Annotated in this window: 19 protein-coding genes and 1 pseudogene; 12 read left to right on the top strand and 8 right to left on the bottom strand. The window is 75.2% G+C overall.

Annotated elements, in window-relative coordinates; genetic code table 11:
* On the top strand, window positions 1-582 hold the full coding sequence (locus tag K7396_RS26190; RefSeq protein WP_086720488.1) for a PadR family transcriptional regulator: 582 nt from the start codon (window positions 1-3) through the stop codon (window positions 580-582).
* 69 nt (window positions 583-651) lie between these two features.
* On the opposite strand, the gene K7396_RS26185 is transcribed toward K7396_RS26190, so the two are convergent.
* The 3 genes from K7396_RS26185 to K7396_RS26175 all read right to left on the bottom strand — a co-directional run bounded on the left by K7396_RS26185 (window position 652) and on the right by K7396_RS26175 (window position 3,621).
* On the bottom strand, window positions 652-924 hold the full coding sequence (locus tag K7396_RS26185; RefSeq protein ID WP_086720487.1) for a hypothetical protein: 273 nt from the start codon (window positions 922-924) through the stop codon (window positions 652-654).
* 126 nt (window positions 925-1,050) lie between these two features.
* Window positions 1,051-2,610: an AMP-binding protein gene (locus K7396_RS26180; protein WP_086720486.1), complete on the bottom strand. Its 1,560-nt coding sequence runs from the start codon at window positions 2,608-2,610 to the stop codon at window positions 1,051-1,053.
* A 66-nt stretch (window positions 2,611-2,676) separates the two neighbouring features.
* Entirely contained in the window at window positions 2,677-3,621 is a 945-nt protein-coding gene (locus K7396_RS26175; RefSeq protein WP_086720485.1) for a Gfo/Idh/MocA family protein, read from the bottom strand.
* Between the two features lie 248 nt (window positions 3,622-3,869).
* Between K7396_RS26175 and glnII the strand changes: the two genes are divergently transcribed.
* The 4 genes from glnII (at window position 3,870) to K7396_RS26155 (ending at window position 7,125) form a co-directional block, all read left to right on the top strand.
* Window positions 3,870-4,892 carry a glutamine synthetase gene (glnII, locus tag K7396_RS26170; protein ID WP_152105192.1) on the top strand — a complete coding sequence of 341 codons (1,023 nt, stop codon included), beginning with the start codon at window positions 3,870-3,872 and terminating at the stop codon, window positions 4,890-4,892.
* Between the two features lie 163 nt (window positions 4,893-5,055).
* On the top strand, window positions 5,056-5,250 hold the full coding sequence (locus tag K7396_RS26165; RefSeq protein WP_152105193.1) for a DUF6891 domain-containing protein: 195 nt from the start codon (window positions 5,056-5,058) through the stop codon (window positions 5,248-5,250).
* Window positions 5,251-5,260: 10 nt separating this feature from the next.
* Window positions 5,261-6,019 carry a rhomboid-like protein gene (locus K7396_RS26160; protein WP_223660208.1) on the top strand — a complete coding sequence of 253 codons (759 nt, stop codon included), beginning with the start codon at window positions 5,261-5,263 and terminating at the stop codon, window positions 6,017-6,019.
* A gap of 485 nt (window positions 6,020-6,504) precedes the next feature.
* Entirely contained in the window at window positions 6,505-7,125 is a 621-nt protein-coding gene (locus K7396_RS26155; protein WP_152105194.1) for a winged helix-turn-helix domain-containing protein, read from the top strand.
* Window positions 7,126-7,150: 25 nt separating this feature from the next.
* On the opposite strand, the gene K7396_RS26150 is transcribed toward K7396_RS26155, so the two are convergent.
* Genes K7396_RS26150 through K7396_RS26140 form a run of 3 tightly spaced genes read right to left on the bottom strand, consistent with a single transcriptional unit; the run spans window position 7,151 to window position 9,646 of the window.
* Window positions 7,151-7,888, bottom strand: a complete 738-nt coding sequence (locus tag K7396_RS26150; RefSeq protein ID WP_152105195.1) for a DedA family protein — start codon at window positions 7,886-7,888, stop codon at window positions 7,151-7,153.
* Window positions 7,881-8,840, bottom strand: a complete 960-nt coding sequence (locus K7396_RS26145) for a lysophospholipid acyltransferase family protein (protein WP_152105196.1) — start codon at window positions 8,838-8,840, stop codon at window positions 7,881-7,883. Before K7396_RS26145 ends, K7396_RS26150 begins: the two co-directional genes overlap by 8 nt.
* On the bottom strand, window positions 8,837-9,646 hold the full coding sequence (locus K7396_RS26140) for a GNAT family N-acetyltransferase (RefSeq protein WP_152105197.1): 810 nt from the start codon (window positions 9,644-9,646) through the stop codon (window positions 8,837-8,839). The genes K7396_RS26145 and K7396_RS26140 overlap by 4 nt, the downstream gene beginning before the upstream one ends.
* Before the next feature lie 422 nt (window positions 9,647-10,068).
* On the opposite strand from K7396_RS26140, the gene K7396_RS26135 reads away from it, so the two are divergent.
* The 5 genes and pseudogenes from K7396_RS26135 to K7396_RS26115 all read left to right on the top strand — a co-directional run bounded on the left by K7396_RS26135 (window position 10,069) and on the right by K7396_RS26115 (window position 16,790).
* A complete protein-coding gene (locus K7396_RS26135; RefSeq protein ID WP_086715094.1) occupies window positions 10,069-13,230 on the top strand; it encodes an alpha-N-acetylglucosaminidase in 3,162 nt (1,053 codons plus the stop codon).
* 49 nt (window positions 13,231-13,279) lie between these two features.
* Window positions 13,280-13,510 (top strand): DUF397 domain-containing protein, encoded by a 231-nt coding sequence (locus tag K7396_RS26130; protein ID WP_086715096.1) that lies wholly within the window; start codon window positions 13,280-13,282, stop codon window positions 13,508-13,510.
* Between the two features lie 134 nt (window positions 13,511-13,644).
* Window positions 13,645-15,615: a hypothetical protein gene (locus K7396_RS26125; RefSeq protein WP_152105198.1), complete on the top strand. Its 1,971-nt coding sequence runs from the start codon at window positions 13,645-13,647 to the stop codon at window positions 15,613-15,615.
* 188 nt (window positions 15,616-15,803) lie between these two features.
* Window positions 15,804-16,034 (top strand): annotated as a pseudogene (locus K7396_RS26120) (2Fe-2S iron-sulfur cluster-binding protein); the annotation flags it as partial.
* Window positions 16,035-16,082: 48 nt separating this feature from the next.
* A complete protein-coding gene (locus K7396_RS26115) occupies window positions 16,083-16,790 on the top strand; it encodes a TetR/AcrR family transcriptional regulator (protein WP_086719433.1) in 708 nt (235 codons plus the stop codon).
* A 275-nt stretch (window positions 16,791-17,065) separates the two neighbouring features.
* On the opposite strand, the gene K7396_RS26110 is transcribed toward K7396_RS26115, so the two are convergent.
* Window positions 17,066-17,782, bottom strand: coding sequence for an MOSC domain-containing protein (locus K7396_RS26110; RefSeq protein WP_086719432.1), 717 nt, complete (start codon window positions 17,780-17,782; stop codon window positions 17,066-17,068).
* A gap of 426 nt (window positions 17,783-18,208) precedes the next feature.
* Between K7396_RS26110 and K7396_RS26105 the strand changes: the two genes are divergently transcribed.
* Both K7396_RS26105 and K7396_RS36005 read left to right on the top strand, forming a co-directional pair.
* A complete protein-coding gene (locus K7396_RS26105) occupies window positions 18,209-18,637 on the top strand; it encodes an RICIN domain-containing protein (protein ID WP_086719431.1) in 429 nt (142 codons plus the stop codon).
* A gap of 388 nt (window positions 18,638-19,025) precedes the next feature.
* Window positions 19,026-19,223, top strand: a complete 198-nt coding sequence (locus K7396_RS36005; RefSeq protein ID WP_373866977.1) for a hypothetical protein — start codon at window positions 19,026-19,028, stop codon at window positions 19,221-19,223.
* An 8-nt stretch (window positions 19,224-19,231) separates the two neighbouring features.
* On the opposite strand, the gene pulA is transcribed toward K7396_RS36005, so the two are convergent.
* Window positions 19,232-21,868, bottom strand: coding sequence for a pullulanase-type alpha-1,6-glucosidase (gene pulA, locus K7396_RS26095; protein ID WP_223660207.1), 2,637 nt, complete (start codon window positions 21,866-21,868; stop codon window positions 19,232-19,234).
* Window position 21,869 lies beyond the last annotated feature (1 nt).

Raw genomic sequence — 21,869 nt, 5'->3', positions numbered from 1 at the left:
ATGTCACTCCCGCACGCCATCCTCACCGCCCTGCTGGAGAAGCCGTCGTCGGGGCTGGCGCTGACCCGCAGGTTCGACCGGTCGATCGGCTACTTCTGGTCGGCCACGCACCAGCAGATCTATCGCGAGCTGGGAAAGCTGGAGCAGGCCGGGTTCATCCGGGCGCTGCCGAGCGCGCAGCCGTCCCGCGGGCAGAAGAAGGAGTTCGAGGTGCTGCCCGCGGGCCGGCGCGAGCTGACCCGCTGGGCCGGCGGCGAGCAGGACTCCAAGCCCATCCGGGACGCGCTGCTGCTGCGGCTGCGCGCGTCGGCGGTGGTGGGGCGGGCCGGACTCGACGAGGAGCTGCGGCGGCATCTGACGCTGCACCGGCGGCAGCTGGCGGAGTACGAGGAGATCGAGGACCGCGACTTCGGGGCCGCGACCGATCCCGAGGACCGGCTGCGGCGGCTGGTGCTGCGGGCCGGGATCGGGCTGGAGACGTTCTGGGTGGAGTGGCTGGCCCAGGCGCTGGCGGAGGTGACGGAGCTGGACGCCGCCGCGGAGGACGGGCCCGAGGGTCCGGGCGACGGCCCGGCCGGGTGAGCGGGCGAGGGGCGGCCGTCCCCGGGGAAGTCCCGGGGACGGCCGCCCTGTTGGTGTGCCGGCCGTCCGTCAGCAGTGGTCGTAGAGGAGGGCGCGCACCATGCGGCAGGTGGTGTCGGACGGGGCGTGGACCCCGATCTCGGCCGCGGTGCTGCGGATCGTGCGGTTGTGGGCCTGCTCGGGGCGGTAGACGCCGGTGTCGAGCAGGGCTATGGCGAGCCGCATGGCCTTCAGGCGGCGGTTGTGCGATTCGTAGCGTTCGCGCGGCCATCCGGCGGGCAGCGGCTTCTTGGGCAGCGGGTGGGCCGGGAGAGACTTCGTCATGAGTGTGGCAGCGGCCATCGGCGACCTCCTGGAGCGGTGGATGAACCCTCACTGACTGGTTCCCATTCTACTGCCGGGCACTGACAAAAGCCCCTGGCCAGAGGGGATTTGACGCCCTTGGGAGGGCCGTGTCGGCGGCCTTTCTCAGCGCCCCTTCGCGGCCGTCGCGCGCAGCAGCGCGCGGTCCGGTTTGCCCACCGGGGTGAGGGGGATGGCGTCGAGGAACCGGACGACCGCCGGGGCGTACAGGGCGCCCGTGTGCTCCGTGACGAAAGCGCGGAGACCGGCGGCGTCCACCGTCCGGCCCGGGGCGGGGACGACCGCGGCGTGCACCTCCTCCGTCTCGTCCGCCCCGCGCACCCCGTAGACCGCGCAGTGGGCGACCGCCGGGTGGGTGTGCAGCAGGTCCTCGACCTCCGCTGGGTGGACGTGCCCGCCCACGACGATGATCACGTCCTTGACCCGGTCGACGAGGTAGAGCCGCCCCTCGTCGTCCAGCACCCCGACGTCTCCGGTGCGCAGCCAGCCGTCGCCGGCCAGCACCCGCGCGGTCGCCTCGGGCTGCTTCCAGTAGCCGTTCATCACCCCGGCGGAGCGGACGTGGACCTCGCCCCGCTCCCCCGCCGGCAGGTCCCGCCCGTCCGCGTCGCGCACGGCCAGTGTCACGCCGGGCAGCGGGCGGCCGACGGTGATCCGTCCGCCGGGTCCGGTGCGCAGGTGGTCCTCCGGGCCGGCCTCGGTGATCGACATCGCCTCGGCCTGGCCGTACATCCCGAACAGGACCGGGCCGAAGACCTCGGCGGCCCGCGCCAGCCGCGCCGGGGAGGCCGGGCAGCCGCCGTAGGTGATGCGGGTGAGGGAGCCGAGGTCGGTGGTGGGCAGGGCGGGGTCGTCGAGGAGCCGGTAGAGGAGCGGGGGCAGCAGCCAGAGGTGGGTGATGCGGTGGCGGGCGACGGCGGCGAGCACGGCGGCGGGGTCGAAGACGCGGTGCAGCACGACGGTGCCGCCGGCCACGAGCGTGGCGTCGGCCAGGATGCCCGCGAGGTGGGCGAGCGGGGTGCAGGCCAGGAAGCGGGGCGGATCGCCGGCGGCCGCCATGCGCTGGTGGAGCACCATCTCGGCGTACGGGGCGTGCCGCATCCGGACGCCCTTGGGGACGCCGGTGGTGCCTCCGGTGTGCCGGATGCACCAGTCGTCCCCGGGGCGGGCGGCGCTCGGCACCTCGGGGGTGGCGGGCAGCGCGGCAGCGGCGGCGAGCAGGTCGGGGCCGAGGTCGGCGGCGCCCTCCCCCAGCGTCATCACCGCGGGGAGCGGGCCCGGGGTGTGCCGGAGCAGCTCCCGTGCGGTGGTGTGCAGGGCCGGGTCGACGAGCAGCAGGGCGGCCTCCACGCTGCCGGCGATCCGGGCCAGGATCTCGGCGGCCATGCCGTCGTAGAGGAAGACCACCCGGGCGCCGAGGAGGCTCGCGGCGTAGCGGGCGGCGAGCGCCTCGGGGCGGTTGCCGCTGAGGAGGCAGACGGTCCGGTCGCGGCCGATGCCCCGGCCGCCGAGGACCGCCGCCATGCGGTGGACGGTGGCGTGCAGGGCGCCCGCGGTGATCTCCTCGCCGCTCTCCCCCACGGTCACCGCGGTGCGGGACGGGTCGCGGGCGAGGGCGGCGAGGAGGGCGTCGGCGTAACTGGTGAAGCCGGTGGCGGATGGCATGGCGGGTCCCTCGGTCCGGTGGCAAGGAGCGTGACGAAGCGGTCACGGCACCGACGCTACGGACACCTACTGATGCCCTCCACGACCAAATTCGCCATGTGGTGATGACTCCTGAGGCATGAGCGGGGGAAGCGCCTCCTCCGCGGCCGCCAGGATCTCGGTGACCCGGAGGCCGAAGCGGAGGTCGCAGGCGTTGGGCAGACCGGTCTCCACGGCGGCCAGCAGGGCGTCGACCGCGTGGCGGTAGGCCGCTTCGGGACCCTCCTGGCGCCGGGGCAGGCAGGTGGTGCCCGCGGTGCCGCGGAGGGTGACCTCGACACCGGCCGCCGCGGCGGGCGCGGTCAGCCCGAGCGTCGCCGAGCTGGCCGCCCCGCTGCTGTGCCGCATCGTCAGCAGCACGGCATCGGCCGGGCCGCGGGTCGCGGTGACCTCTTCCGCGTCGCCGAGCACGGGCAGCAGCACCGACAGCGCGTGCGGCCCGACGTCCCACAGCCCGCCCTTCTCCCGGCGCCAGGGCGAGTGGGCGTACGGGCTGGAGCTGTCCTCGGCGAAGACCGAACCGAGCCAGTCGGCATGCGCGCTGAACCAGCCGCCGGCCGCGGCCTGGGCGGCGATCCACGCCCCCTCCCGCTCCCCGAAGCGCGCCGTGAAGAACACCACCGAGGCGACGCCCGCCCGGTCGGCGGCCGCGACGAGCGCACGGGCCTCGGGCACGGTGGTGGCCACCGGCTTGTCCAGGAGCAGATGGCAGCCGGCCGCCGCGGCACGGAGGGCCAACGCGGCCTGCACGGACGGCGGCAGCGCGATCGCGACGGCGTCGCACACCTCGAACAGCTCGTCCGGGCTCTCGTACGGGCGGGTGCCGTGCGCCTGGGCCAGCGCGGCGGCGGCCTCCGCCCTGCGCCCCCAGACGCCGGTGAACTCGACACCGGGATGGGCGGCGAGCGCGGGGGCGTGGACGCGCCGCGCCCAGGGTCCGGTGCCGAGGAGTCCGATGCGCGGGGTGGTCATGCGGTCAGTGTCTCTTCGAAGGGCCGCCGAAGGGGCGGCCCTGAGGTCTGGGTCACATCGGAATGATGTGAAGACGAGCACATTACGGCATGGAATCCCAGGTTCCCTGGGGGGAAATCCTTCGGAACGGCGGGATGTCCGGCTCGGTAACCTGTGGTTCACAAACGGGCAACGGACGAGAAATGGCGCGTTGCGAGAGTGCCGCGGCACGCCCGCACCGTACCCGCACCGACCGTGAAGAGGACCCCGTGAGCATCAAGGCCGAGTACATCTGGATCGACGGCACCCAGCCGACCGCCAAGCTCCGTTCCAAGACCCGGATCCTGCCCGACGGCAGCCGGCTTCCGCGGTGGGGCTTCGACGGTTCCAGCACCAACCAGGCCGAAGGCCACGCCTCGGACCTCGTGCTGGAGCCGGTGTTCAGCTGCCCGGACCCGATCCGCGGCGGCGACCACCTGCTGGTGCTGTGCGAGGTGCTCCACACCGACCTCACCCCGCACCCCTCCAACACCCGCGCGCTGCTGCGCCCGGTGGCGGAGCGGTTCGCAGGACAGGAGCCGATCTTCGGCATCGAGCAGGAGTACACCTTCCTCAAGGGCGACCGTCCGCTCGGCTTCCCCGAGGGGGGCGGCTACCCGGCGCCGCAGGCCGACTACTACTGCGGTGTGGGCGCCGACGCGATCTTCGGCCGGGAGATCGTCGAGAAGCACCTCGACCTGTGCCTGGCGGCCGGCCTGGGCCTGTCCGGCATCAACGCCGAGGTCATGCCCGGCCAGTGGGAGTTCCAGGTGGGCGCGCTGGCCCCGCTGGAGGTCTCCGACCACATGTGGGTGGCGCGCTGGCTGCTGCACCGCACGGCGGAGGAGTTCGGCGTCACCGCGTCGCTGGACGCCAAGCCGGCCAAGGGCGACTGGAACGGCGCGGGCGCGCACACCAACTTCTCCACCCGGGCGATGCGCGAGGGCTACGACGCGATCATCACCGCCTGCGAGGCGCTGGGCCAGGACGACAAGCCGCTGGAGCACGTCCGCCAGTACGGCACCGGCATCGAGGACCGGCTGACCGGCGCGCACGAGACCGCCCCCTGGGACGCGTACTCCTACGGCGCCTCCGACCGCGGCGCCTCGGTGCGCATCCCCTGGCAGGTCGAGGTCGAGAAGAAGGGCTACATCGAGGACCGGCGCCCCAACGCCAACGTCGACCCGTACGTGGTCACCCGGCTGATCGTGGACACCTGCTGCACGGAGCTGGCGCGGCGCGAGCAGATCTGACCCTCGCGTGATCACGGCCGAAAGGGCCGGGCCGGTGCGGTCCGGCCCTTTCGGCTGCTCCCGGACACCCTCCGGCCGCGCGTGGCCCTTCGGCTGCGCCCCGGGGGTCGTCCGGCGGGCCGTTCGGGGCCCGGTTGTCAGTGGCTGCTGGCAGGCTGGAGAAATGCTTGAGATCAGCGTCAAGACCGCGCCAGGGCCGGAGCGGCACTTCCGCGCGACCAGCGACGACGCCGGACGGGCGGTGGTCGCGGCGTTCGCCGGGGCGGGGCTGCCGGCCCGGTGGGACGGCGATCCCGACCGGGTCATCGAGGTCGCCCCGCTGGACCGGCGCAGGCGACTGCCGCGGACGGGGGACTGAGATGCCGCGCATGGTGCCCTGGGCCGCGCCGTTGTACGTCGGCGCCGTACAACTCGGCGCGTACGCCGCCGCGCGGCTGCCCGGCCACCGGCGCACGGAGCTGCTGCGGACGCACTCCACCAACGTCGACAACCTGCGGGCCGGCCGGTGGCAGACGCTGGCCACCAGCGCGGCCTTCGTCGAGGAGCCGCTGCCCCTCGCGTACGGCGCCGGGCTGCTCGCCGCGCTCGGCACGGCCGAGTGGCGCTGGGGCGCCCGGCGCACGGCCGCGGTGTTCGCGGCCGGTCATGTGGGGGCCAGCCTGCTGGTCTACGCGGCCCTGCGCGCACGGACGGCGGGGCACGCTCCGCCGGCCGGCGCCGCGGCGCCGCCCGCATGCCGGGTGGCGGCCACGGGCTCGGGCACGCGGGACACGGGCGCACGGGAGCCGGGCGCGCCGGTCCTGACCACACCGGGCGAGCGCGTGCCGGACGCGGCCGGGCGGGACGCGACCGGGCCGGACGTGACCGCGCGGGCCATCGACGTCGGGGCCAGCTACGGCTTCAACGCCACGGTCGGCGCGCTCGCCGCGACCGTCCCGCACCGCGGCGCGCGGACGGCGGCGACGGCCGGCCTGCTGGCGCTGGCGATACGCCCCGTACTGCGCCGCGAGCGGACGTTCACCGACGCGGGACACCTGGTGGCGCTCGCCCTCGGCGTCGCGATGGGGGCGGGCATGCGGGCGGGGGCCAGGAGACCGGCCGGAAGGGGAAGCGGCACGCGAACGTGAAGCGGCGCGGGAGGGGGAAGCCGCACGGGAGGGGATGCCTCGTGGGAGGGGGAAGACGTACAGGAAGAGGGATATGTGACGCATAGCGGATTCCGGCCGCTCCCGCCGCAGTTGCTTGCGTGTGCGCCAACTCCGCCGCGGGAACGCGGAGTCGGGATCGGCCGTCGACCGGTCCGGCGTCCGGGCCGTCGCCCGCGCGGCCGGGACGCGGCGGATTCATGTCACAGGGGCCGCCACCCGAGGGACAGATCACCGACCGTCTGGTTCAATAGGGCCATGGCCAGCCTCACAGACACCGCGACGGGTCGCAGCGACCTGGAGCCCTTCTGGCCCTCCCGGCAGGCGCACGCCTTCGACCGCCTGTGTTGCCGCGCGCACTGAGCGCGGGCCCGCACACGCCTCACCGACGCCGCTGACCGGCGTTTCCCGCCCTGCCCGCGCGTACGACGTCCCCGACGCCCCTCTGCGCGAAAGAGCTGACTCCCATGACGAACGCCCGTACCCTCACCGCCGGTTCCGCGACGACGCCGCTCCCCGCCCACCCCGCCCCGCACCCCCCTCGCCACCGGCTGCGCGCCGTGGCGCCGGGCGAGGCCCGTCCCGCGCCCGTCCCCGCCCCGGGTGGCGCGTCACCCGACGGCGTCCCCTCGGTCGCCGAACTGCTGGACGCCGGCGCCACCTGGCTGCCCGCCCCGCAGCACAGCCTGCCCGCGCTGCCCGGCAGCCCGCCGATGGTCGGCTACCTCGTCCTCGTCCCGGCCGCCGAGGCCGCGACCGCGCCGCCGGCCGCCGCGCCGCCGGTGAGCGCGCCGACCGGTGACGCGATCGTGCGGATCGACCCCGAGCACCGCACCGCGCAGGTCCAGGGCCGGCCTCTGGACCTGACGTACCTCGAATTCGAGCTGCTGGCGCATCTGGTGGCGAACCCGCACCGGGTGCACACCCGCGACCAGCTGGTGACCACGGTGTGGGGCTACGGGCACGTCGGCGACGGCCGGACGGTCGATGTCCATGTCGCCCGGCTGCGGCGCAAGTTGGGCGCCGCGCACCGGGCGTCGATCGTGACGGTGCGGCGGGTCGGCTACAAGTACGTGCCGAGCGTCTGAGGGCCCGGCGCCTCGGAGCGGCCCCTCAGACGCCCTCCCGGCGAGGGCGCGGCCGGGCGGTCAGGTGCTCCCCCGCCCGGCCGGACGGCGCGCCCGGCCACGGCCCGCACCGCTTCGGCACGTCGTGCCCGGTGTCCCGCCCACCGCCCCGGTTCCCGTCCTGCGAGCCGGTCCGGCGGTGCAGCGCGCCCACGCAGCCGGCCACCACCAGCCCGGTGCCGGAGACCAGCAGCATGCCCTCGGCCGGGGAGTCGGTGAGCGCCGGGCCGCCCACGCCGCCGAGCGCCGCGCTGCCCACGGCCCAGACGCCGGCGCCCACCGCGTCCAGCGCCACGAAGCGGCGCAGCGGGAAGCGGACGCTCCCGGTGGACAGCGCGGCGACCACCCGGCCGCCGGGCAGGAAGCGGCCGGCGACGATGAGCAGGGCGGCATGGCGCTCGACCCGTGCCCGGGCCCTGGAGTGCCGGGCCCGGCCGCGCTCGCCCCGCAGCAGGCGGGCGACCGCGCGCGGTCCCGCGTAGCGTCCGACCGCGTAGCCCAGGCAGTCACCGGCCAGCGCCCCGGCCGCCGCCACCCCCGCCAGCAGGGCGAGCAGCGGCAGGTCGGGGCCGATGAGCACGGCGACCAGGACGACGGTGGTCTCGCTCGGCATGAACGGCAGCAGCGCGTCCAGGCCCGACACCAGCAGGACGACCACCCACAGCCAGGGCGAGCCCAGCATGCCCCGCAACGGCTCGGTGAGCTGGTCGAGTTGCTCAAACATGGGCCGGGGGGTGGGGTGCGGGAGCGTGGGGCGCGGCGCCGGAGCCCGGGAGCGGACAGCCGGCTGCCGGGGAGTCCGGCAGCGCCGCGGCGGGCCGCAGGGCGGTCCGCGCGGGAGTCGCCCGCCGGACCGCGGCCGCGGCCTCGGGCCGTACCACCGGCCCGGCTTCCGGCCGGCCGCCGAGCACCGCGCGCGCCGCACGCGCCGCCAGCTCCCGCCGGTCGGGGCTGCCGTCCGCCGCCGTCAGCAGCGGATGGGCCGTGACGCGTACGGTCAGCGCGCGGGCGGCGAGCACCCTGCGCAGCGAGGCGGCGAAGGTGTCCTCGCCGCAGAAGGCGGCCACCGTGCTGGGCAGGCCCTGCTGGGTGTAGTCGAGGGTCACCGGGCGGACCGGCGCGCCCGCGTCGAGGGCGGCCTGGAAGGTGGCCCGGCGGAAGCCGCCGCGGTCGGCGGTGCACCAGGTGGTGGCCTGCGGGAAGACCGCCACCGACCGCCCGGAGCCGAGCAGTTCGGACACCTCCTGGACGGTGAGCCGCAGCCGGCGGGGGCTCGTACGGTCGATGAAGTGGGTGCCGGCCCGGCGGGCCAGGCCGCCGACGACCGGCCAGGCGCCGACCTCGCGCTTGGCGAGCAGGGTGACCGGTTCGACGGCGAGCAGGGCGAGGATGTCGAGCCAGGAGATGTGGTTGACGACGACGAGGGTGCCGGGGCCGTCCCCCGCGGTGAGCGCGGCCGGGCCCTCGACGCGGACCCCGAGCGCGTCGAGCAGCGACGCGGCGTGCGCCCGCAGCCGTACCGGATCGGCCATCCGCGCGCCGTCCGTCAGCGCCCGCCGTACGGCACCGGCGAAGGCCGCGCCGCGCCGGGCGACGCGGGGCGCCGTCACGCGGGGCAGGGCGTGCGCGGCGCAGTCCGGGGTGCAGTCGGACCACACGTCCCAGGGGCCGTTCACCGCTCCCCCAGGAAGTAGCGCCGGTAGCGGTCGTCGAGCCGTTCCATGTCCAGGACGACGAAGAAGTCGGCGACGTCGAACTCCGGGTCGTGGGCGGGCGCGCCGCAGATGAACGCGCCGATGCGCAGGTAGCCGCGCAGGAGCGGCGGCAACTGGGCGAGGGAGGGGCGCTCGGGGACGGGGACGGTGGGGTGCCAGGGGTGGTGCGGGGTGACCCGCAGTCCGGGCGGGGCGGCGTGGCGGGTGCGGCCCAGGCCCCAGGCGTGGGCGGCGGCGGTGCCGCCGTCGGCGAGCGGCACGGAGGCGCAGCCCGCGAGGTAGCGGTGGCCGGAGAGCAGGGTGTAGCGGGCGAGCGCGGACCACATCTGGGTCATCACGGCGCCGCTGCGGTGGTCGGGGTGGACGCAGGAGCGGCCGGCCTCGATGAGGGCGGGGCGCAGCCCGGCCAGCGCGCCGAGGTCGAACTCGCCGTCGGAGTAGAGGCGCGCGCTGCGGCCGGGCGGCAGCAGCCGGTAGGTGCCGACGATGTCGCCGGTGGCGGTGTGGGTGACGACGAGGTGGTCGGCGAGGTCGTCGACGGCGTCGATGTCGTGGCCGGGCAGCGGGGAGTGCAGGGTCGCGCCCATCTCGCCGGCGAAGACCTGGTGGCGCAGCCGCTGTGCGGCGCGGATCTGGGCGCGGGTGCCGGCGATCTCCGCGGTGTAGCCGGGGCCGTCGGGGGCGGCCGTGGGCGTGGCGGCGGGAGCGGGGGTGTGGACGGGAGCGGTGCGGGGGACGGCGGCGTTCGCGGTCGATGCCATGCTCATGAGAGCCCTCCGTGGGGAGTGGGGAGGCGGTGCGGGTCGACGGGCGGTGAGACGGCGGGCCGGTGGGCCGGGCGGAGCAGGTGGTGGTCTGCTCGGGCCGGTGCCGGACACGCCCCTGGGGTGGGGCGCGGCCCGCCGGCACAGCCCGATGACCTGGCCCTTCGCTACGCTGCTGACTGTTCCCGGGCCCGCCGGCCGGGCGCGTGAAGCCCAGGGAGCGAACGGATGAGGGTCCGCGGAACACTGGTCGCCGCGCTCCGGGGCCGGGCACCGGAGCCCGAAGCGAGCGGGCCGGCCGCCCCGCTCCTGCCGGTCCCGGGCCCCCTGATACGGGCCCGTTGCCTACTTGGACGGCGGCCGGCCGGCCGTTAGCGTGCCCCCCGCACGGGACTGTGGATGACACCGAGCCCTGGGGGGCACACGTGAGCCGACCGTCACGACGCGCACTGCTGGGAACCGCCGGAGCGATCGGCGCCGGGGCGGCGCTCGGCGGGGCCGCCCCCGCCGGCGGCGCCGCGGCCGCCGGGACCTCCGCCCGCCGCCCGGAGCGGGCACCGGCCCACGACACCGCACCGGCGCGGGCCGCGCTGACCCGGCTGCTGCCCCGGCACGCCGACCAGTTCCATCTGGTGCCGCTCACCCCGGACGGCGGCGCCGACCGCTTCCGGGTGGACGGCCGGGCGGGCCGGATCACGGTTTCCGGGACCACCCCCGCCGTCCTGCTGACCGGCGTCCACTGGTACCTCAAGTACACCTGCCGGGCCCACCTGTCCTGGGCCGGCGACCAGGTGGATCTTCCCGGCCGGCTGCCCGCCCCGGCCGCGCCCGTCGAGCGGTCCACCGCGCTGCGCCACCGCTTCGCCCTCAACGACACCCACGACGGCTACACCGCCCCGTACGCCGACTGGCCGCACTGGGAGCGGCTGCTCGACGTGCTGGCGCTGCACGGGGTGAACGAGGTGCTGGTCACCCCGGGCGCCGAGGCCGTCTACCACCGGCTGTTCACCGACTCCGGCTACTCCGACGCCGAGGCCCGCGCCTGGCTCCCGGCGCCCTCGCACCAGCCCTGGTGGCTGCTGCAGAACATGAGCGGCTACGGCGGCCCGCTCAGCCACGGCCTGATCGACAGGCGGGCCGAGCTGGGCCGCAGGATCACCGACCGGCTGCGCGAACTCGGCATGCACCCCGTCCTGCCCGGCTACTTCGGCACCGTCCCGGACGGTTTCGCCGCCCGCAACCCCGGCGCCCGCACCGTGCCGCAGGGCACCTGGTCCGGCCTCAAACGCCCCGACTGGCTCGATCCGCGCACCGACGCCTTCGCCGCGGCCGCCGCCTCCTTCTACCGCCATCAGCAGCAACTCCTCGGCCCCGCCGACCACTTCAAGATGGATCTGCTGCACGAGGGCGGCGACCCCGGCGACGTGCCCGTGCCGGACGCCGCGCGCGCCGTCGAGAAGGCGCTGCGCACCGCCCGCCCCGACGCCACCTGGGTGATCCTGGGCTGGCAGGGCAACCCGCGGCGCGACCTGCTGGACGCCGTCGACCACGACCGGATGCTGATCGTGGACGGCCTCAGCGACCTGGACACGGTCACCGACCGGGAGCGGGACTGGGGCGGGGTGCCGTACGCCTTCGGCTCCATCCCCAACTTCGGCGGCCGCACCACCCTCGGCGCCAGGACCCACCTCTGGGCCGAGCGCTTCACCGCCTGGCGCGACAAGCCGGGCAGCAAGCTCGCCGGGACCGCGTACATGCCGGAGGCCGCCGAACGCGACCCGGCCGCCTTCGAGCTGTTTTGCGAACTGGCCTGGCGGGAGCGCCCGGTGGACCGCGCCGCGTGGTTCGACGGCTATGCCGACCTGCGCTACGGCGCCCGCGACGAGGCGGCCCGAGCCGCGTACGCCGCGCTGCGCACCAGCGCGTACGAGATCTCCAGCGCGGACGGCCGGCCGCACGACTCGGTCTTCGCCGCCCGCCCGTCGCTGGCCGCCCGCTCCGGCACCGTCTACGCCACCCACACCCCGGCCTTCGACCCGGCGGCGTTCGACACCGCCTTCGCCGCGCTGCTGCGGGTCCGCCCCGCACTGCGCGCCGGCGACGCCTACCGCCACGACCTGACGGACGCCGCCCGGCAGGCCCTCGCCAACCGGTCCTGGCAGCTGATCGGGCAGCTCCAGGAGGCGTACCGGCGCGAGGACCGGGCGGCGTTCGGCGCGCTGGCGGACCTGTGGCTGCGGCTGATGCGGCTCAGCGACGAGGTCACCGGCGCGCACCGGTCCTTCCTCCTCGGCCCGTGGCTGGCCCAGGCCAGGGCCATGGCGGGCGACGCCGAGGAGGAGGCGCGGCTGGAGCACAGTGCCCGCGCGCTGATCACCACCTGGGCGGACCGGGCCACCGCCGACGGCGGCTCCCTCGCCAACTACGCCAACCGCGACTGGCACGGCCTGATCGGCGAGGTCCATCTCCCGCAGTGGCAGGCGTACTTGGACGAACTCGCCGACGCGCTGGCCGCCGGCCGGCCGCCGAAGACCTTCGACTGGTACGCCATGGAGGAACCCTGGACCCGCGCGCGCACCGGCCATCCGCTGCGCCCGACGACCGACGCGTACCGCACCGCGCGCCGCGTCCACGACACCCTCGCCAAGGCTCCCTACCAGGGCACCGTCACGGTCACCGCCGATCCGCCCGCGCTGCCGCCGGGCGGCCGGGCCACCGTCACCGCGGCGCTGCGCAACGTCAACGGGCTGCGCGCGACCGGCCGGGTGGACTTCGCGCTGACCGGCGTCGACGCCACCGCGTCGGGCCCGGTGTCGCTGCCGTCGCTCCCGCCCGGCGGCACCGGCCGCGCCCGCTGGCGGGTCACCGCCCCCGCAGGACGGCTCGACGCCCCCCTGCGCCCGCTCCCCTACGACCTCGCCGTCGACTACGGCCCCCGGGGCGAGCCGCGGGTCCGCGCGGCGCGGCACGGCACCCTGTTCGTGGCGGGCCCGCTGGACGACGGGCTGCGGACCGTCACCACCAATGCGGCGGTTTTCGGCCAGTTGGACGACCGGCTGGCCGTCAACGGCGGCGGCGCCGACCTGTGGAAGGGCACCGCCGAGTTCGGCGCGGTCTACCGGCCGGGGGCGCTCGCCGCGGGCGGCTCGGCCACCGTCGAGGTCACCTCCCAGGACCCGACCGGCCCCTGGGCCCGCGCCGGCCTCGTCGTCCGCAACCGCCTCACCGCGCCCCCGGCCCCGGGCGCGCCGGACGCCCTCGGCTTCCTCAACCTGTCGGTGACCCCCGCCAACGGCGTCGTGCTGTCCTACGACGCGAGCGGCGACGGCACCCTGGACACCTACCGCCGGATCACCGGCGTCACCGCGCCCGTCCTGCTCCGCCTGACCCGCGGGAAGGACACCGCGGCCGGGGGCACGTACACCGGCTCCTGCTCCACCGACGACGGCGCGACCTGGCGCGAGATCGCCACCGTCAGCGTCCCCGGAGCGGCCGCCCGGCAGGACACCGGCCTGCACCAGTCCGCCGCCAACTCCGCGACGGGGGACCGCGGGACGGCGGAATTCCGCCGGTGGAAGCTCGCCTGAGCGCCGCGTACGCTGACCGGGAACGCACCACGAGCGAGGGGATCACGGTATGAGTGCCGCAGCTGAGAAGGAGTGGCTCTACGCCCTCGACATCTCCGACGCCGTCTGGCAGCGCGCCCCCGGCGACGCCGAGGAGGCCGTGGAGATCGCCTTCCTGGAGCGGGGCGCGGTGGCCATGCGCAACTCCACGGACCCCGATGTGGTACTGCGCTACACCGAGGCCGAGTGGCGGGCCTTCGTCCTCGGCGCCCGGGACGGCGAGTTCGACCTGCAGCGCTGAAGCCGGCGGGTCCGGCAGCCCCGGAGCGGCCACCGCGGTCGGCGCACCGCGGTGGCCGCGGCCGGGTGCGGGTCACCCGCCGGGGCCCCGTGCGGGGCCGGTGACCATCACAGGAATCACTCGTTTCACCGAACGTGAAGCAGCAGCAAGCGACACCCCAGCGTCCGGACCGCGCCCCCGCCGGCAGCCTCGAGGACCTCGGCGACGTCATCGACGTCGAGCAGGCCGAGGCGGCGCTGGTCGAGCACTACCCGCGGCTGGTCCGGCTGGCCTACCTCGTGCTGCCGCCGGGCCCCAGCCGCGGCCGGCGGGTGCTGGCCGCCCACGCCGTCGTGCAGCGGACCCTGCCGCGCCAGCGCAGCTCCACCCGAGGTCTGGGACTGCCCGCCCAGCGCGCCGGCGCGGACGCGGCGATCGACCCCGGCTACGCCTTCGTCCGGCTGCGGGTCCTGCGGGCCGCCCTGGCCGCCGGCCGCTCGCGTCGCTGGCTGCCGGTGCCGCCGCCCCCGCTCCCCCAGGTCTGGGGCCTGCGGCTCTTCCCGCGCTCCGGCGGCGCCGACGAACTCGCCCTGGACCAGGCGCTGTCGGCGCTGTCCGGGCCGGGGCGGGCGGCGTTCGTGCTGCGCGATCTGGAGCGGCTGAGCGCGCCGGAGACCCGCCGGGTGCTGGAGGCTGCCGGGGTGGCCCACCCCCGTGCGGCGCTGGAGGAGGCGGAGCGGGCCGCGACGCCGGCCGGGAGCCGGGACCGTTCGCTGCTGGAGTCGCCCGAGTTCGACCCGTGCGCGCTGCAGGCCAGGCCGACGGATCTGATCCGGCGGCGGCAGCACGGCCGGGCGGTGCTGACGGCCGGTGCGGCGGTGCTGGTGTGCGGGGCGTTGCTGGGGCTGCCGGGCGACGGCTGGGGCCCGGACGGCGCCGCCGCCCCGCCGTACGCGCGCAACGCGGCGGCCGAAGCGGCCCTGGACCCCGGCAAGCTCACGGTGACCTCCGCGACCGCCTGGAGGAGCGCCGCCCGCCAGGACTTCTCGGCCTGGCCCGCGCGCGGCGACCGCATCCACGACAAGGCGCTGCTGCGGCGGGCGCTGGCGGTGTGGGCCAGGCCGGGCGCCGGGGTGCCGGTCTCGGCGACGCCCGGCACCCCGACCGGACCGGCGTCGGGCCCGGCCCAACTGCTGTTCGCGGGCGTGGTGGACCACGTCGTGGTGGTGCTCTTCCACGACGGGCTGCGGGTGGTGCGCTACGCGGAGGCCGCCGACGGCGAGGGGCAGGGCGACGGCACGGGCGCGGCGGTGGACTTCGCCCGGACCGACGGCGCCGCGGCGGCGTCGGCGAGCGCGCTGGTCGTGAGCCGTACGCAGGGCAACGTCCGGTATCTGACCGCCCCGTGGGTGACATCGGCGCGGCTGGTCGATCTGCTGAAGCCGGGCGCGGCGGGCAGCCCGGTGCGGATCGGGCCGGGCGGCATGACCGACCCGGTGCCCACCCCGCGGCCCGCGCCGACGTGCTCGGGCTGGCCCGCGCTGCGGATGGGCGGGCGGCTGCTCACCGATCTCGGCGAACTGACCCCGGCCCGGCTGACGTACGGCGCCCCCCGCAGGCCGGGCGAGGTGACCGGGCCGCGGGCCGGGACGGCGTGGGCGCGCACGGCCTGCCAGCTGGCCGCGGTGCGCGGCCAGGGCGTCCGCGCGGTGAACGCCTGGGAGTTCGCCCGCCAGCCGCTGCCCGGGGGCGCGGGCACCGCGGCCTGGCTGTGCACCCGCGCCGAGACCTGGCGCGGTCCCGGCAGCCGGACGATGGCCCAGATCCAGACCCCGGCACCGGGCGGTCGGCCCTATGCGGCGGGCTCCGTGACGGCGCACGCCGAGGGCGGTACGGCCTGCGGGCCCCGGTCGCCGCGGGCCCTGGCCGGGGTGCTGTGGAAGTCCCCCGCCGGGCAGTGGTGGCTGCTGGCGGCGGGCAGCCGCCAGGTCGCCTCGATCACCACCACCGGCGGCGTGCACGGCCGGGCCACCGGACGCCTGCTGACCCTCCCGGCGAAGGCGGGCGACCGCGCGGAACTCCGGGGACGCCTGACGAACGGCAAGGGGATCGGGGCGGTGGGCTAGACCGCCTCGTCGCGCCCGACTGCCCGCGCTGGACCCGCCGGTCTCCGGGCAGGGCCGCGGCGGCGCCGGGGCCCGGTGGCTGCGGGTGGCGGAGCGCGCCGAGGAGGCCGAGGGCGTGGTCCGGCTGCGCCTGGAGGGGGACGGCCTTCCGGACTGGGAGCCGGGCGCGCACCTCGACCTGGTGCTGCCGTACGGTGGCGGTCCCCGCGGACACCAGCGCGCTGCGGGCCATCCGCGCGCAGGCGCTGCCCGATCTGCCGTACTCCTGCGAGCGGGGATTCTGCGGCACCTGCCAACAGCGGGTGCCGGCCGGAACGGTGGACCACCGCGACGACCTGCTGACGGACGCCGAGCGCGCCGATTCGCTGCTGCTGTGCGTCTCGCGGGCACACGGCGGCCGTCTTGTGCTCGATCTGTGATTTGACCTGTGATTCCGTGCCGCGCCCCGGGTGGTTACGCTGGTCGGCATGACCACCGGGGCGCGCCGCAGGATGGGCGTCGAGGAGCGGCGCGAGCAGCTGATCGCCGTCGCACTCGACCTCTTCAGCCACCGTTCCCCCGAGGACGTGTCGATCGACGAGGTCGCCGAGGCGGCCGGCATCTCCCGCCCGCTGGTCTACCACTACTTCCCCGGCAAGCAGCAGCTGTACGAGGCCGCGCTGCGGCGCGCCGCCGAGGAACTCACGGCCCGGTTCGTCGAGCCGCACGAAGGCCCGCTCGGCGCCCGGCTGTTGCGGGTCATGGAGCGCTTCTTCGACTTCGTCGAGGAGCACGGCCCCGGCTTCTCGGCCCTGATGCGCGGCGGCCCCGCCATCGGCTCGGCCCGCACCAACGCCATGATCGACGGCGTCCGCCAGGCCGCCTACCTGCAAATCCTCGCCCATCTCGGCATCCCCGACCCCGCCCCCCGGCTGGAGTTGGTGGTCCGCTCCTGGATCTCGCTCGCCGAGACCACCGCCCTCCTGTGGCTGGACGGACGCCCGATCCCCCGCGCCGAACTCGAACGGCAGCTGGTCCACGACTTCGCGGCCCTGGCGGCGGTGAGCGCCGCGTACGACGAGCGGATGGCGGGCGTGGTGCGGCAGATCCTCGCCGACGAGCCGGAGGGCGGGATGTTCGCGGAGTTGGCGGGACGGGTTCGCTGCGCTTTGCCTTCGGCCCACGTTTTTGTCTGACCCGCCGTGGGGGTTTCTCACCGTATTTCGCCCCGCTGCGCGGGTGCGCCCGGCGTTGCGCCTGGCGGCGGGCCGGTCCGCTGCGCTTTGCCTCGCCCCGTTTTTGTCTTTCCCGCCGTTGCGCCTGCGGCGGGCCGGTCCGCTGCGCGGGGCTGTGGGTGCGGTGACGGGCCGGAGCGGGTGGGTGTCCGGACTGCTTCGCTTTACGTCCGGACACCCACCCGCTCCGGCCCGTCACCTCCCGTGGGGGAGTTAAGTGAAACGTGGGTGGGGCGTCACGTCAGTTCGATGGGGTCTCCCAGGCGGATGCGGCCGGGGTGGGTGATAGTGGCCAGGGCGTCCAGGCGCATGTCGTGGGCCCGGGCGATGGCTCGCAGGATCTGGGGGGAGTGGGGAAGGTCCTGCTGGGCGTCGTTGGTCATGGCGCAGCGTTCGCTGGAGCGCTCGAAACGTATCCGCAGGGTGGTGCCGACGCGGGCGGTGCTGCCGAACCACTCGTCCTCCACGAAGGGGGGCGTGCCCGGTGGGGTGCGCAGCAGCAGGTTGGGGCGGAAGCGGCGCTCGTCGGCCGGGACGCCGGGGACGGCCGCGCGGACCCAGTCGAGGGTGGCGGTGGTCAGGACGCTGAGGGGGAGCTGGTCGAAGTGCGAGACGGTGCCCTCACGGGCCACTTCGACGTCGTTCCGGTCCAGGTAGCGCCGCATGTAGGAGGTGGGGTCCGCCACGGGCTCGCCGTCCGGGGCCAGCAGTTCGGGCGTCTTGGTGACGGCGCCGCCGGGGTAGCGGGAGCGCAACTGCAGCAGTCCTGGCATGCGGCGGAACCGGCGGGTGTTCTTGCCCGAGCCGAATTTGCCCTCGGCGTCGCGCACCGCCCAGAGCCGGTCGCCGGCCAGGCCCCGGGTGTCCACGGCGGCCTCGTCGAGCAGTTCGCCGCCGGTGGACTTGATGGGGTACCGCCAGATCCGTTCGATCGTGCCGAGCATCGTGCCCATGTCCCCGCCCCCTGAGTCGACTTCCCCCGGCTTCCGTGGCTCGCCGGCCCCGGAGCCGCCGCGCCCGTCGCGCGGTCCGTGTGGGGTCAGTCTGCCCTGAGTGGCTGTTGTCTTTCCGATCTTGAGGGGTGGGCGTGGAACAGGAGTCTCGTTTTGGCGATCGCAACTGGCCGAGAGCTGCGCACAGGGACTCTCAGTGGTGGGCTCGGTTGAAGCCGTGGAGGCCGGCTGCTTCGGGCAACGGGGAGCCTGGCTGGGTGAACGGCGACGATGCGGAGGAGCGAGGGACGCCGTTCGACAGCCGACGATTTTTCCGGGCCATTGATAGCCCCCGACCAGCCAAGCCCCTTGCCTGCCCGCTTAGTTGCCGATCCGGTCGGTAACAAAGGTGAGGAACCTCCTGTGACTGGCAATTAGGGAGAAAGTATGTCTGTCTTCACCGCCACTCTGGTAGCCGAGAACAGCGACAAGTGCGCCTCGGTCCTCGCCGAGAGCACCGACAACGGGGCCGAGGTCGTGCAGTGGGAGTACGTCCACGGCAAGAAGAACCAGATCTGGAACCTGGAGGCGACAACGGGCGGTTACTACCTCGTCCGAGCAACCCACAGCGGCAAGTGCCTGTCCGTGCTGGCCGAGGGCTTCAACGATGGCGCCCAGGTGGTCCAGTGGGACTACGTACCGGGCAAGCAGAACCAGGAGTGGAGGCTCATCCAGAAGAGCGGCCACTACTTCGCGATCGAGGCGCGTCACAGCGGCAAGGTCCTGTCTGTGCTGGCCGAGAGCACCGACAACGGAGCCAAGCTCGTCCAGTGGGAGGACGTGAACAAGACCAACCAGCACTTCCGGCTCGGCTGAGGACTGTCCGGCGGATCACCCAGCGCCTTCCGCTGAACTTCGAGGCCGAACGGCAGCTGCCCGCCGGTGAATCGCCGACGGGCAGCTGCGTCTTGAGTGAGCGGGCGTTGATGAGGCGGCGACGCTGCTGTCGGCGCCCCTTCGCCTCTCCGGGGTACCGAGTCCTATCGGACCGCTGCGGCTTCCGGCGTGTTCCGGCCGGCAGCCGCACGAATGGTTCGGCCGGGATCAGCTGGGCTGGTCGCCGATGTACCGGTAGATCTCGTTGCCGCTGTTGATGTGCCACACCGTGCCGTCTGGTAGCTCGGGGGTGCGACCGCGATCACCTGTGGGCGCCCGTACGCGGCCCGGCCGCAGGCGGCGGCGCGCCGTGCGACATCATCGCGGCATGGACGAGATCAGCTTCCGCCTCGCCGGGGACGGCGCCGACCTGCGGCGACTGGTGGACCTGGGCATGCGCCAGCATCGCCCGACCGGTTCCGGCCGGGGCGCCGGCTACACCGTCGTCGGGGAACAGCCCGCCAAGGAGGGCGACGACGGCAGCCGGTACGCCGTCACCCTCCTCGAAAAGCGGCTGGGGGCCTGAGCCGGGTCTCACCCCCGCCGGAAGACCGCGACCGTGCGGGCCGGGACCGTGAAGGTGCCCGAGGGGCGGGTGTAGGTGGCGGTGGCGGTGGTGGGGTCGGTGCCGTGGGCCTGGGTGGGGTGCAGGGTGTAGGGGGTGCCCGCGAGGGACGGGACGGTCTGGTGTGCGCGCTGGGGCGTGACGTTGAAGACGATGACGAGGTTGGCGAGGCGCATGGTGAGCACGCCCGGTGTCTCGTCCTTGCCGGACAGGGGGAAGGAGAGGGCCTTCTGTACCGCGGCGGCGGTGGGCAGGCCGAAGGCCGGTTCGGTGGCGTGGATGCGGAGCAGGTCGCGGTAGGCGGCGGCGGTGTGCCGGATGGTGGCGCAGCCGGGGCGTAGTGCCGGGTCGGCCAGGAGGGGCCGGGCGTAGGGCCACTTGTCCTTGTTGTCGGCGGCCGGGGGCAGTCCGCGGCCGAAGCCGTTGCCGTCGGCGCAGTTCCAGTGCAGGGCGTTGAACCAGTCGCCGCTGTCGAAGGAGTTGCGGTCCAGGGACTTGGAGCGGAGGAGGTCGGAGCCGGCCTGGGAGAGCGCGGGCCCCTGGGAGAGGGCGGCGGTGGCGAGGGCGACCACCTGCATGCGGGCGCGGTCGGCGGCGCCGGTGCGCGGCGGGAGTTTGTAGGCGAGGGCGTCGTAGAGGGTCTCGTTGTCGTGGGCGTCGGCGTAGGCGAGGGCGTCGCCGGGGGCGGCGGCGTAGCCGGCCGGGGTGCCGTTGTAGTCGATGCCGGAGCCCTTGACGCGGTGGCCGGTGCTGTCGGTGAAGGTGTAGTCGGCGAGGTTGCCGGTGAGGCCGACCTTGAGGAGGTCCTGGTAGTGGAGGAGCCGGGTGCGCTGTTCGGCCGGACTCCCGTTCTCCTGCGCGGAGTTGGGGTCGGTGTACAGGCCCGAGGCGAAGCCCTGGACGCGGGGGTCGGCGTCGAAGGGGCTGCCGCCGCGGACCGCGTCGCGGGCCCGGTCGTTGAAGGTCGCGATGCCCGTTCCGGCCATGTTCCGCTGGGTGGCCTGGACGAAGCGGGCGTCGTTCGCGGCCTCGCCGAAGTTCCAGCCCTCGCCGTAGAGGATGATCTTCTTGCCGTCGACGCCGTCCTTCGCGGGGGTCAGCGCGTCGAGGGCCTTCCGGACGGCCAGGATGTTGGCCTTGGGGTGGTGGCCCATGAGGTCGAAGCGGAAGCCGTCGACCTTGTACTCCTTGGCCCAGGTGACGACGGAGTCGACGACGAGCTTGCCCATCATGGTGTGTTCGGGGGCGGTGCCCGAGCAGCAGGTGGAGGTGGCGACGCCGCCGTCGTCCAGGAGCCGCTGGTAGTAGCCGGGGACGATGCGGTCCAGGACGGAGTGCGGGTCCTGGCCGCTCGCGGCGGTGTGGTTGTAGACGACATCCATGACGGCGCGCAGGCCGGCGCCGTTGAGGCCCTGGACCATGCGGCGGAACTCGACGGTGCGGGCGGTGCCGTCGGGGTCGGAGGCGTAGGACCCTTCCGGGACGGTGTAGTGCAGCGGGTCGTAGCCCCAGTTGTAGGCGTCGTGGGCGGCCGTCTTGGCGACGCAGTCCTGCTGGCGGTCGGAGTCAGGGGCGTACGAGGCCAGGTCGCAGCCGGGGCGGGCCTGGTCGGCGGGCCGCTCGGGCGTGGTGGCGAAGTCGAAGGCCGGCAGGAGGTGGACGTAGGAGGTGCCGGACCGGGCGAGGGAGGCCAGGTGCCGCATCCCGTCGGAGCGGCGGTCGGTGAAGGCGAGGTACCGGCCCGGGTGCCGGGAGGTGCGGTCCTCGGCGGAGAAGTCGCGGATCTGCAGTTCCTGGATGCGGGCGCGGCGCAGCGGCACCGCGGCGGGCTTGGCGAGCCGTGACCAGCCGGGCGGGGCGAGTTCCGGGGCGTCGAGGTCGGTGACGAGGCTGCGGGCCGAGTCGGCGGTCAGGGCGGTGGAGTAGGGGTCGGTGACCTTGTTGGTGACGGTCTTGCCGACGGTGGGCGCCCAGACCGTGACGAGGTAGCGGTACGGCTTTCCGGCCCAGTCGCGGGCGCCGGTGACGCGCCAGACGCCAGTGGTGTCGTCGCGCCGCATCGGGACCCTGCGGCCGTCGAGTTCGAGGGCGACGGTGCGGGCGGTGGGCGCCCAGACGGTGAGGGTGGGGCGGCCGTGGTGGAAGTCCGGCCCCAGGGTGGCGTGCCGGGCGCGGGCGCCGTAGAGGTCGTCGAGGACGCCGGGGATCTGGACCCCGGTGGTGGCGCGTCCGCCGTCGGCCGTGCGCTGGGCGGCGAGGAGTCTGCCGCGCAGGGCGGTGGGGGCGAGGCCGCGGTCGCGGGGGTCGACGGTGAAGGCCGGGTAGCCCGTCAGATGCGGGTGGGCGAGCCGTTCGGCCGGGCTGAGGGTGCCGGGCACGAGCCGGATGCGTGCGGCGTGCGAGCCGAACTCCAGCTGGGCGGCGGTGTGTTCCGCGCCCTTCCACACGACGGTGTCGCGGTCGATCCACTGGGCCAGGGCCTCGGACGGGCCGGACGGCGGGGCGGCGGTCGCCGGCGGCGGCGCGACGAGGGCCGCCGCGCCCGCGAGGAGGGCGAGTGCGGCGACCGCGGGTCTGCGGGCGGCGCTTCTGATCCGGTGGAGCACG

Source organism: Streptomyces angustmyceticus (assembly GCF_019933235.1).
Lineage (GTDB): Bacteria > Actinomycetota > Actinomycetes > Streptomycetales > Streptomycetaceae > Streptomyces > Streptomyces angustmyceticus.
The sequence above is the reverse complement of the archived record's forward strand: the minus strand, read 5'-3'. Positions and strand labels throughout refer to the sequence as shown.